At 74.9% G+C, this 11,520-nt stretch carries 11 protein-coding genes; 1 reads left to right on the forward strand and 10 read right to left on the reverse strand.

Annotation, left to right across the window (positions count from 1 at the left end; genetic code table 11):
• Positions 1 to 217: 217 nt before the first annotated feature.
• Positions 218 to 997, forward strand: coding sequence for a DUF1707 SHOCT-like domain-containing protein (locus ABT299_RS45035; RefSeq protein WP_347256917.1), 780 nt, complete (start codon positions 218 to 220; stop codon positions 995 to 997).
• A gap of 99 nt (positions 998 to 1,096) precedes the next feature.
• Here the strand turns inward: ABT299_RS45035 and ABT299_RS45040 are convergent, their stop codons facing one another.
• From ABT299_RS45040 to murG, 10 genes are all read right to left on the reverse strand, one after another.
• Positions 1,097 to 2,578, reverse strand: coding sequence for a hypothetical protein (locus ABT299_RS45040; protein WP_500254565.1), 1,482 nt, complete (start codon positions 2,576 to 2,578; stop codon positions 1,097 to 1,099).
• 139 nt (positions 2,579 to 2,717) lie between these two features.
• Entirely contained in the window at positions 2,718 to 3,668 is a 951-nt protein-coding gene (locus tag ABT299_RS45045) for a DivIVA domain-containing protein (protein ID WP_190862285.1), read from the reverse strand.
• Positions 3,669 to 3,717: 49 nt separating this feature from the next.
• The gene (locus tag ABT299_RS45050) at positions 3,718 to 4,002 is read right to left on the reverse strand and encodes a YggT family protein (RefSeq protein ID WP_151547235.1); all 285 of its coding nucleotides are present in this window, start codon (positions 4,000 to 4,002) and stop codon (positions 3,718 to 3,720) included.
• Between the two features lie 21 nt (positions 4,003 to 4,023).
• Complete coding sequence (locus tag ABT299_RS45055; RefSeq protein WP_190862283.1) at positions 4,024 to 4,560, reverse strand: cell division protein SepF; 537 nt, start codon at positions 4,558 to 4,560, stop codon at positions 4,024 to 4,026.
• A 104-nt stretch (positions 4,561 to 4,664) separates the two neighbouring features.
• Complete coding sequence (locus ABT299_RS45060; RefSeq protein WP_500254566.1) at positions 4,665 to 5,396, reverse strand: YggS family pyridoxal phosphate-dependent enzyme; 732 nt, start codon at positions 5,394 to 5,396, stop codon at positions 4,665 to 4,667.
• Positions 5,393 to 6,154, reverse strand: a complete 762-nt coding sequence (pgeF, locus tag ABT299_RS45065; RefSeq protein ID WP_190862280.1) for a peptidoglycan editing factor PgeF — start codon at positions 6,152 to 6,154, stop codon at positions 5,393 to 5,395. The genes ABT299_RS45060 and pgeF overlap by 4 nt, the downstream gene beginning before the upstream one ends.
• Positions 6,151 to 7,647 (reverse strand): cell division protein FtsZ, encoded by a 1,497-nt coding sequence (gene ftsZ, locus ABT299_RS45070; protein ID WP_387030136.1) that lies wholly within the window; start codon positions 7,645 to 7,647, stop codon positions 6,151 to 6,153. Before ftsZ ends, pgeF begins: the two co-directional genes overlap by 4 nt.
• Positions 7,648 to 8,098: 451 nt before the next feature.
• Entirely contained in the window at positions 8,099 to 8,860 is a 762-nt protein-coding gene (locus tag ABT299_RS45075) for a cell division protein FtsQ/DivIB (RefSeq protein WP_190868765.1), read from the reverse strand.
• A gap of 86 nt (positions 8,861 to 8,946) precedes the next feature.
• Positions 8,947 to 10,368 carry a UDP-N-acetylmuramate--L-alanine ligase gene (gene murC, locus ABT299_RS45080; protein ID WP_500254567.1) on the reverse strand — a complete coding sequence of 474 codons (1,422 nt, stop codon included), beginning with the start codon at positions 10,366 to 10,368 and terminating at the stop codon, positions 8,947 to 8,949.
• Positions 10,365 to 11,459, reverse strand: coding sequence for an undecaprenyldiphospho-muramoylpentapeptide beta-N-acetylglucosaminyltransferase (gene murG / locus ABT299_RS45085; RefSeq protein ID WP_190868763.1), 1,095 nt, complete (start codon positions 11,457 to 11,459; stop codon positions 10,365 to 10,367). The genes murC and murG overlap by 4 nt, the downstream gene beginning before the upstream one ends.
• Positions 11,460 to 11,520 lie beyond the last annotated feature (61 nt).

The following is an 11,520-nucleotide window of genomic DNA, read 5'->3' on the forward strand; positions in this document are numbered from 1 at the left end:
GACCGGCTGTTTCGCCGCTCCGCTAGCGCTCCGCGGCGAAACAGCCTGTCAGTCGTCGGGCATGCCCGCTGCGCTCGCTGGCGCTCGCTCCGCGTGCCTGCCCGTGGCCGTGGCCGAGGTCCGGTCTTCCATCGACGTGTTCGACCGGCTCGGAAGGACGGGCCGGGTTTTTCGCGACACATCGCGTTTGGGTTGTCGCGTTTGCGATGATGGTCCCGTGAACCTTCCCGAGCAGCCCTCCGAGCCCGATGCCCCCGCGCGCATGCGCGCCTCGGACGCCGACCGCGACCAGGTCGCCGACCGTCTGCGCGAGGCCCTCGCGGAGGGCCGCATCACGCCGGAGGAGCACGCCGAGCGCATCGACGCCGTCTACCGGGCCAAGACCTACGCCGACCTCGAACCGGTCCTCGCCGACCTGCCGTCCGAGCAGGCGCCGCGGCCGAAGGTGCGCCTCCACAAGGACGAGGCGCCGCTGCCGCCGCCCGTCCCGCAGTCGCCGAACCTGGTGGCGATCTTCAGCGGGGTGACCCGCCGGGGACGCTGGCTCGTCGAGCCGACCACCAACGTCTCGTGCGTGTTCGGCGGCGTCGACCTGGACTTCCGGCAGGCCGTCCTGAGCCAGGGCGAGGTCACCGTCAACGTCAGCTGCCTGTTCGGCGGCATCGACATCACGGTGCCGCCCGGCGTGCGGGTGACCAACTCCGCCGCGATGGTGTTCGGCGGCGCCGACCTGCCCGACGACGTCACCGACCCGGACGCGCCGCTGATCCGGCTCACCGGCATGGTGATCTTCGGCGGGATCAACGTGCACCGCCGCGAGGCCGGCGAGCGGCCCTCCCGGCGCGACCGGCACCTGGAGCGCCACCGGCGGCACCTGGAGCGGATGGAGGAGCACCACGAGCGGATGCTGGAGCGGCACTCGGACGTGCACCGGCGCCGCGACGAACGCCGCGAGCGCCTCCGCGAGCTCCGCGCCGAACGCCGCCGGCACCGCTGACCCGCCCGCTCCCGGACGACGGGAGCGGGCCGCCCCGGACGGCGGTCACGCCGCCGGGCGGCCCGTCTCGCGGCAAGTGCGGAAGGGGTGCCGGGACGTTCAGTCCCGTGCGTGCTCCCGGTCGGGCTGGCAGACGAGGCAGGGCGTGCAGCCGCGGGCCTTGGCCTCGGCGCGCGACAGCGCCTCCAAGTCGTCGGCCTCGTCGCCGATGTCCTCGATCAGCGCGCAGTCGGTGCGGTGGTAGCGCTTCGTGCCGCTGAGGATGCGGACCTGCGGGCCGTCGTCGTCGGCGTCCGCCGCCTCGGCGGGTTCGGCGGGCTCGTCGTGGCCGTCGTCGGCAGGCCGCTCGTCCGCGGCGGGCTCGGCGGGCGCGGGCACGGCCGCCTCGTCGGCGTCGCGGGGGCGCGGGGCGGCCGCCTCGCCCAGGTTCAGCGGATCGGCGCCGAGGTCGGTGGTCACGTCGGTCGGCCCGGATCCGGCGGGCCGCTCCTCCGCGTGCGGGGCCTCCCGCTCGGGCTCCGGCTCCCGCACCGGCGGCTCGGGCGCCTCGAACGTCTCGGGCGTCTCGGCCGTCTGGGCGGTCTCGGACGCCTGCGGCTCGTCGGCGGGCTCCTCGGCCCGCTCGGGCTCCCGCGGCGCCAGACCGGCGACGGGGATGTCCGTCAGCGTCGGCCCGGCGGGGCTGCGGAACGAGGCCGGGGCGCTCTCCGGCTCCGGGTCGGGGTCGGCGGGCGAGGACGGCCAGGCGGACGGCACGCGGCCGGACGGCGCCTCCGCGTGGCGACCGGCCGACGGGCGGTCGTGCTCCGGCTCGCCCGGCTCCGGGACGCGGGGGATCTCCGCGGTCGGGCCGAAGGGCGGGGGCGCGGAGTGGGGCGCGGAGTGCGGCGCGGAGGGAGCGGCGTGCGCGGGCTTCGCCAGCCCGGCCAGGCCGCCCTCCGGACCGGCCGCGGAGCGCTCCACGCCGGGCTTGGTGAGGTCGGGGCCGTCCGTGACCGTCCTGCCCGGGCCGGGTGACCCGGGTCCCGACGCCGCGGCGCGCGCCGCCAGTGCGGTGTCGGGCATGCAGGCGGTGCAGGGGCTGAACCCCTCCTCCTTGGCCTCGGCGTAGGTGAGCTCCTCGGTGTCGCGCCCGGCGAGCTGTCGGCACGTGTCGAGGTGGTAGCGCTTGCGTCCGCGCACGACGAACACCAGGGCGTCGTCGGGCACGTCGACGGGCTGGACGGGGATCTCGACCTCGTCGTCGGGCTCGGCCGGGGCGTCCAGGGCCGGCCGGGTCGCCGCGGGGGCGCCGGACGCGCTCTTGGCCGCGGGCACCGGCGGAGCCGGCCGCGGGCGCTTGGCCTTCCCGCCCTTCCTGGCCGGCGCGGCGGGGGCCCCGGTGCCGAAGAGCTCCTTGCGGCGCAGGAACACCCCGATGGCCAGGCACAGCGCGGAGACGATGCTGACGGCGATCGAAATGTAGATCACCACCAGCGCGTCCAGGCCGAAGACCTGTGCGCTGTCTCCGTTGCCGGCGACGATCCCCGCAACCAGCAGGGCGATCGCCGCCACCACGAGAACGCCACTCAGGATGATCACAGGGTCTCTCCCCCTCGTTCGGACCGCTCGGCTCCGGGCCGCCCTTCAGGCCCAGGTGTCACGCCGACGCCGCCGGGACGGCGGCGATGCCATCCTCGGCGCGGCGATCGGAACGACACTATCGCCTGCGGTGCCCGCGTCAGCGCCTCTCGTGCGGCGGGTTGTCACCGCCGCCGGAGTGGAACGCGCCGGTCGCCGAGTGCTGCACCTGCTGGGTGTGCTCGGCGGGCGACGGGAAGGTCGGCCCGGCGGGGTTGGAGCCGGCTCCGCCGTTGCGGTTCTCGCTGTGCGGCAGCTGGCTCTGCGGGCCCGGCTGCGGCGCGGGCTGCGAGACGGACGGCTGCTGCGGCCCGGTCGGCTGCGCCATCGAGGGCGCCGCGCCCGGGACGGCGGCGAACGCGCCGGTCTCGGTGCTGCCGGCCTCCAGGTCGCGCAGCTGGCCCTCCAGGTACACCTTCAGGCGGCTGCGGTACTCGCGCTCGAAGGCGCGCAGGTTGTCGACCTCGCGCTCGAGCTCCTCGCGCTGCTGCACGAGCGAGCCCATGACCTGGCGGTGCCGCTCCTGGGCGTCGCGGTCGAGCGCCTCGGCGCGGGAGCGGGCCTCACTGACGATCTGGTCGGCCTGCCGGCGGGCCTTGCCGAGGATCTCCTCGGCCTCGCGGCGGGCGCGGCCGAGCGTCTCGTCGGCCTCGCGGCGGGCGTCGGCGATCGCCTGGTCGGCGGTCTGCTGCGCCAGCGCCAGCACGCGCGCGGCGGTGTCCATGTTGTCCTCGCCCGTGGGCGCCGGCGCCATGCCGAGGCCGAGGGGGACGGGCTCCGGCTCGGGCTGCGGCTGCGGCTCGGGGCGGGGAGGCTCCGGGATCTTCTGAACGTCCGGCTTGGGCTCCACGATGGGGGCGGCCATGGCGGGGACCTTGCCACGGAGGCACTCGGCGAGCTTGGCCCGCAGCTCCTCGTTCTCCTGGATGAGGCGGTCGAGCTCGGCCTCGACCTCGTCGAGGAAGGCGTCCACCTCCTCCTCGTCGTACCCCGGCCTCAGCCTGGTGGTACTGAACTGCTTGTTCCGCACATCGGCGGGTGTCAGCGGCATGTTCGTCTCCTTGGCGCGCTTGGAGTCTGTCCCAAAGGACGGTATCCGATCAGAGCCTCTGCACGAAGATGATCAAGACCCACACCACAAAGATGAGGAAGGTGAAACTGAGGTCCAGCGCCACGTTACCCAGCCGTATGGGAGGGATGAAACGCCTCAGCAGCTTCAGCGGCGGATCGGTGATGGTGTAGGTCGCCTCGGCGATCACGAGCACCACCCCTCTGGGACGCCACTGCCTGGCGAACGACTGCAGCACCTCCAGGATCAGCCTGCCGATCAGGAACAGCAGGAAGATGTACAGGAGGTACGTCAGCACCTGTCCAACGATGTTCACGGACACTCTCGCATGTGGCTGTCAGCTTTGGTTGAAGAACCCTCGTTCTGCCATCCGGGCCTTGTCCTCCGCGGTCACCTCCACGTTGGCGGGTGAGAGGAGGAACACCTTGTTGGTAACACGCTCGATGCTCCCGTGCAGGCCGAACACGAGACCCGCCGCGAAGTCGACGAGCCGTTTGGCGTCGCTGTCGACCATCTCGGTCAGATTCATGATCACCGGTGTGCCCTCACGGAAGTGCTCCCCGATGGTCCTCGCCTCGTTGTAGGTCCTAGGGTGCAGCGTAGTGATGCGCGCAAGGTCGGTGGTACCGGACTCGTAGAGCGCCACGGAGCGTCGCTCCGGGGGTGACACCGCGTGATGATCGCGTTCCCGGTCCGCGGTCTCCTCGGCTCGGGTAAGCTGACCGCCGGATTCGTCCTCGCGACGGCGCCCCTGACCGGGGTCGGTCTCGTCGTCGTAGGGCTCGTAGTCGTACTCGTCGCCGTACTTGTCGTCGTAGCGGTCGTCCTCCACCAGGCCGAGGTAGACCGCCATCTTGCGCATCGCGCTGGCCATACGCCCCTCCGTGTCCTGTGGCCGCGGCACCCCGGCGCCTCCGGCACCGCTGGACCGATCCGTCTACGTGGGCCCGCGTTCCGGCAGGTACCACTCCCGGGACATTACCTGACGATTGCCCGTCGGCCGCCGAGCAACGCCGTACCGATGCGCAGGTGTGTCGCGCCGCACGCGATCGCCTGCTCCAGATCACCGCTCATGCCCGCAGAGACGATCCGGGCGTCCGGATGGTTCCGCCGCAATCGCGCCGCGACAGCGGCGAGCCGCTCGAAGGCGGGCAGCGGGTCGGCGCCGAGCGGCGCGACGGCCATCAGCCCGCCGAGCTCCAGGCCGCCGGCCTCGGCGATCGCCTCGGCGAGCGCCGGGACGTCGGCCGGGGCCGCGCCGCCGCGGTGCTCGGCCTCGTCCAGCGAGACCTGGACGAGGCAGCGCAGCGTGCGGCCGGACCGGACGGCGGCGTCCGACAGCGCGGTGACCAGCCGGGACCGGTCGACCGAGTGCACGACGTCGGCGTAGGAGGCGACCGCGCGGGCCTTGTTGGTCTGGAGCCGGCCGACGAAGTGCCAGGTGAGCGGCAGGTCGGCGCATTCGGCCGCCTTGGGCCGCGCCTCCTGGTCGCGGTTCTCGCCGACCTCGGTGAGGCCGAGTCCGGCCAGCAGCCGCACGTCGGAGGCGGGGAAGGTCTTGGTCACCGCGATCAGGGTGAGCTCGGCGGGGTCGCGCCCGGCGGCGGCGCAGGCGGCGGCGATCCGGCCGCGGACCTCCGCGAGGCTCTCGGCGAGCTCCGCGCGCCGCTCGTCCGGGGCCGGAGCGCCGCTCGGCGCGCCGGAGGTCACGCGCCACCTCGCGTGGAGGAGCGGCCCTCGTCCTCGAGCCAGACGAATCCGGCGAACCGGCCGGTGCGGCCGTCGCGTCGGTAGGAGAAGAGGCCGGGCGTCTCGATGGTGCAGCGCGGGTCGACGCGGACGTCGTCCACCCCGCTCGCCGCGAGCTGCGCGGCGATCCCGGCGCGGATGTCGAGGCCCGGGGTGCCCTTCGCGGTCGTCGCGTGGGCGGCGGGCACCACGGCGGCGACCTCGTCGCGCATCTCGGCGGGCACCTCGTAGCAGCCGCCGCACGCGGCGGGGCCGATCGCGGCGCGGATGCGCGCGGGGTCGGCGCCGCGCTCGCACATCGCCTTGACCAGCGCGGGGACGACGCCGGCGGCGGTGCCGGGCCGGCCGGAGTGGGCCGCGCCGGCCACCCCGGCGGCGGGGTCGGCCAGCAGGACGGGGGCGCAGTCGGCGACGAGCACCGCGAGGACCAGGCCGGGGACGGTGGTGACGATCGCGTCGACCGGGCCGTGGTCGCCGGCGTCGGCGGGGGCGGTGACGAACGCGACGTCGGCGCCGTGCACCTGCCGCATCCAGACGGTGCGCGCGGGGTCGACGCCGAGCGCGGCGGCCGCGCGCCGCCGGTTGGCGGTGACGGCGGCCGGGTCGTCGCCGACCGCTCCGCCGAGGTTGAGGGAGTCGTAGGGGGCCGTGCTCACGCCGCCGGACCGCCCGGTGAAGGCGGCGCCGACGCCGTCGCCCAGGGCGACGGTGGTGATCACTTCAGGAAGTCGGGCACGTCGAGGTCGTCGTCCTCGTCGAACACGACCGGACGGCGGCGTCCTCCGGCGGGGGCGGGGCCGCCGTCGTTCTCGCCGGCGTGCACCCGGGAGGGGGACGACTCGGCGGACGGGCGCGGCGCGGGGGCGCGCGAGCCGGACTCGGCGGAGCCCTGGTCGCGGTCGGCGTGCTGCGCCGGCGGGGAGGACGGCTGCGACTCGCCGCGGGCGGGCTCGGAGCGGGACGGGTCGCCGGGAGGCGACCCGCCGCGGCCGCCGGCCCGGTCGTCGCCGGCCGGTCCCGGGGAGCGCTCGGCCTCGGGCCGCGGCGCGGGCGCCGGGACGGGCGCGGCGAGCGGCGTGGACGGCTGCGGCGCGGCGGCGGCCTGCGCGACCGACTGGTGCGGCGCGGGCTGCGGACCGGTGTCGGAGCGGCCGACCCGGCTCGGGATCGGGTTGGACGGCGCGGGCGGCGCGGCGGGCGGCGGCACCGGGCGGGGCGGCGGGGCGGCGCGCTTGGTCTCCGGCTCAGGGGCCGGCCGGGTAGGGCGCCCCTCGTCGAAGCCCGCCGCGATCACGGTGACCCGCACCTCGTCGCCGAGCGCGTCGTCGATGACCGCGCCGAAGATGATGTTGGCGTCCGGTGCCGCCGCGTTCGAGACGAGCTGCGCCGCCTCGTTGATCTCGAACAGGCCGAGGTCGGAGCCGCCGGAGATGGACAGCAGCACGCCGTGCGCGCCGTCGATGCTGGCCTCCAGCAGCGGGCTGGAGATCGCCATCTCCGCGGCGGCGACGCTGCGGTCGTCGCCGCGCGCCGAGCCGATGCCCATCAGCGCCGAGCCGGCCCCGGACATGACGGACTTGACGTCGGCGAAGTCCAGGTTGATCAGGCCCGGGGTGGTGATCAGGTCGGTGATGCCCTGGACACCGGACAGGAGCACCTGGTCGGCGGCCTTGAACGCGTCCAGCACGCTGACCTGCCGGTCGGAGATCGACAGCAGCCGGTCGTTGGGGATCACGATGAGGGTGTCGACCTCGTCGCGCAGCGTCTCGATGCCGGCCTCGGCCTGCATCGCGCGGCGCTTGCCCTCGAAGCTGAACGGGCGGGTGACCACGCCGATCGTCAGGGCGCCGAGCGACCGGGCGATGTTGGCGACCACGGGCGCGCCGCCGGTGCCGGTGCCGCCGCCCTCCCCGGCGGTGACGAAGACCATGTCGGCGCCCTTGAGCACCTCCTCGATCTCCTCCCGGTGGTCCTCGGCGGCCTTGCGGCCGACGTCCGGGTTCGCTCCGGCGCCGAGGCCCCGGGTGAGCTCGCGGCCCACGTCCAGCTTCACGTCGGCGTCACTCATCAGCAGCGCCTGGGCGTCCGTGTTGATCGCGATGAACTCGACGCCCTTGAGTCCCTCCTCGATCATCCGGTTGACGGCGTTGACGCCGCCGCCGCCGATACCGACGACCTTGATGACCGCGAGGTAGTTCTGCGGTGCTGCCACGACGAGGGGCCTTTCCGCTCGCTCTATCCGACCCGCCGGTCCGGTCTGCCGACCGTCCGCCGCGGAGTTTCCTGACCTGTGCGCTTTTTCGGCGCGGGCCGTGGGCGGAACCGACCGTCGATCCGATCCACCCTCAACCCTCACCCTCAACTTGAGGCTTACAGTTATGTCAACCTGAGGACTGATACGGACAGTAGGGCGGCCTTACCGCCAGGGTCAACTAACCTCCCCCGAACTCCACCGGCGTGTCGCACTGGGCACGGGTTTGCCCTGGTTGGCGACGGACGTGTCCGCCGCCTGCCGCTCAGTGCACCGCCGCCCGCCCTCCGGTCCGTCCAGGCCGGCCGAACTCCGGCCGACCGTTCCAGCGTGCCCCATCGGCCGCCCGGAATCGCCCCGACACACGCACCGGACCCGAACGGCTTGACATTCGACCGCCCCGCACCGCTGATCAGCGCGTGATCAGGACCTCCGGCGAGCTGACGTCGATGGCGTGCAGGGACCGCCCCGACGCGGTGCGCTCCACCGAGTCCAGCAGCCGGATCTTCTCCGCCGCGCGCTCCGGCGGGCCCCACGTCACCGTCAGGCCGCCCTTCATGCGCAGCTCCACGGACCCGGGATCGGCCGCCTCCACCTCCTCGACCCGGCCGCGCAGCCGGTCCGGCAGCCCGGTGAGCACCTTGAGGGCCGCGAGCGTCGCCGGGTCGGACGGCCCGGGCGAGGAGACGGTCAGCTCAGGGAGCCCGGCCGGGCGCGACGCCCCGTCCGCGACGGTCACCCCGTGCCGGTCGAGGCGCTCGTAGCGGCCGCCGCGCTCCAGCACCGCCACCGGGACGCGCTCCCGCACGACGATCCGGACCGTGGCGGGCCAGTCCCGCCTGACCTCGGCGGACTCCACCTCGCGGAGCCGCTCCACCCGCGCCCTGACCTCCCCGGTGTCCAGCCGCGCCATCGGGACGCCGAGGCGGATCCCGGCGGCGGCGACGATCCGGTCGCGCGGCGCGAGCGCGGCGCCGCTCACCTCCACGTGCCGCACCACCAGCAGCTTCGAGCCGAGCAGCACCCAGCCGACCGCGGCCAGCGCGCCGAGCACGAGCAGCGCGACGAAGATCACTTTCCAGCGGCCCCCGCGGGGCCGGCCGGCGGCGGGCTCCGGCACGGCCGCCGGGTCCTCGGTCCCGCTCTCCGGTTGGTCCGTCCGCGCCTCGGTCATGACCCCAGCTTGACAGTGATCGGGCCGCGCGGCGCCGAACGTCCGCGCGGCGGCGTGTCCCCCTCGACGGCGGCCCGGCCCGCCGCTCAGCGGGTCGCGAGCCGCTCCAGCACCAGCGGGCCGAGCGCGGTCACGTCGCCCGCGCCCAGCGTGATCACCACGTCGCCGGGTCGGGCGAGCGAGGCCGCCAGGCCGGGGACCTCGTCCCGGGCGGGCGCGTAGACGGTCTCGGTCCCGGCGGGGACGGCGTCGGCGACGAGCGCGCCCGTCACGCCGGGCTCCGGGTCCTCGCGGGCGCCGTAGACGTCCAGCACCACCGCGACGTCGGCCATGCCGAGCGCGGCGCCGAACTCGGCGGCGAAGAACCGGGTGCGGCTGTACAGGTGCGGCTGGAACACCGCGACGATGCGTCCGGCGGCGCCGCCGGACGCGGCCTTCTCCCCCAGGTAGTCGCGGGTGGCCTCCAGGTCGGCGGTCAGCTCGGTCGGGTGGTGGGCGTAGCTGTCGAACACCTCGACGCCGCCCGCCTCGCCCTTGCGCTCCAGCCGCCGCATCGCGCCGCCGAACGCGGCGAGCCCCTCCCGCACCGCCGCGCCGTCCACGCCGAGCGCCTGCGCGACCGCGACGACCGCCGCGGCGTTGAGCGCGTTGTGCCGGCCCGGGACGCCGAGCGCCACCTCGCCGGCGCCCTCGATCGCGAAGCGGGAGCCGAGGCCGCGCGGGGTGAACCCGGTCACCCGCAGGTCGGCGCCCTCCGCCTCCCCGTACGTCCGGACGGTCAGCCCCCGCGCCCGCGCCCGGTCGGCCAGCTCCAGCGCGACCGGGTCGTCGGCGCCGGCGACGAGCGTCCCGCCCGGCTCGATCCGGTCGACGAACCGGGCGAAGTTCTCCTTCACCATCTCGAAGCCGCCGTAGTTGTCGAGGTGGTCGGCCTCGACGTTGGTGACGACCGCGATGTGCGGGGTGTACATGAGGAACGAGCCGTCGCTCTCGTCGGCCTCGGCGACGAACACGTCCCCGGTGCCCTCGTCGGCGCCGAGCCCCGTCGTGACGAGCTGGCCGCCGATGCAGTACGACGGGTCGGCGCCCGCGTGCTGCAGCGCGACCGTCAGCATCGACGTCGTGGTGGTCTTGCCGTGCGTCCCGGCGACGGCGACGGCGCGCCGCCCCGCCATCAGCGAGGCGAGCGCCGCCGAGCGGTGCAGCACCCGCAGCCCGCGCTCGCGCGCGGCGACCAGCTCGGGGTTGGCCTCCCGGATGGCGGTGGACACCACGACGGTGTCGGCGTCGCCGACGTGCGCGGCGTCGTGCCCGACGAACACCTTCGCGCCGAGGTCGCCGAGCTGGCCGAGCAGCTCGGAGTCGCGCGCGTCGCTGCCGGACACGGCGATGCCGCGGCGCAGCATGATCCGCGCGATGCCGGACATGCCGGCCCCGCCGATGGCGATGAAGTGGACCCGGCCGAGCTCGCCGGCCGGGACGACCTCGCCCGGGTCGATCAGGCTCATCGGGCGGCGCCCGCCGCGCGGACCACGTCGTACACCATCCGGGCCAGCGCGACGTCGGCGTCCCGGCGGCCCATCCGCCCGGCCGCCTCGGACATGTGCGCGACCCGGCCCGGGTCGGCCAGCACCGGCAGCAGGTTCCGGGCGATCCAGTCCGGCGACAGCTCGGCGTTGTCGACCAGCATGCCGCCGCCCGCCGCGACGATCGGCTCGGCGTTCAGCCGCTGCTCGCCGTTGCCGATCGGCAGCGGCACGTACACCGCGGGGAGCGCGACCGCGGCCAGCTCCGCGCAGGTCATCGCGCCGGCCCGGCACATCGCCATGTCGGCGGCGGCGTAGGCCAGGTCCATCCGGTCGCAGTACGGGATGGTGACGTACTGCGGGCCGCCCTGCGCCGGCTCCGGCTCCTCGGTGTTCTTCGGCCCGACGATGTGCAGCACCTGGATGCCGGCCTGCCGGAAGTACGGCGCGGCGGCCACCGCGGCCTGGTTCAGGGAGCGGGCGCCCTGCGACCCGCCGAAGATCAGCAGGGTCGGCAGGTCGGGCAGCAGGCCGAAGTAGGAGCGGGCCTTGTCGCCCATCGCCAGCCGGTCCAGGGACGCGATCTCGCGGCGCAGCGGGATGCCGACGAAGGTGGCGTTCGGGAGCGGCGAGTCCTGGTGCGACACCGCGACGTGGTCGGTGAAGCGGGCGCCGAGCTTGTTGGCCAGGCCCGGCTTCGGGTTGGCCTCGTGCACGATGATCGGGACCTTGCGCTTGCGCGCGGCCAGGTAGCCGGGGGTGGCGACGTAGCCGCCGAAGCCGACCAGGACGTCGGCCCTGGCCTGGTCGAGGACGTTCGCCGCCGCGTTGATCGCGCCGCGCAGCCGCCCCGGGACCGACAGCAGCTGCGGGGTCAGCGTGCGCGGCAGCGGGACCGGCGGGATCAGCGCGAGCTCGTAGCCGCGCTGCGGGACCAGCCGGGTCTCCAGGCCCCGTTCGGTGCCGAGGCAGACGATCCCCGTGTTGGGGTCGTTGCGGCGCAGCGCGTCGGCGAGAGCCAGGGCGGGCTCGATGTGTCCGGCGGTGCCGCCGCCGGCCAGGACAACCCTCATGCTCGTTGACAACTCCTCAGCGTGTTCGACGTGTCGGGTGCCGTCCGCTCGCGTGCCGTCC

Source organism: Spirillospora sp. NPDC000708 (genome assembly GCF_040299565.1).
Lineage (GTDB): Bacteria > Actinomycetota > Actinomycetes > Streptosporangiales > Streptosporangiaceae > Spirillospora.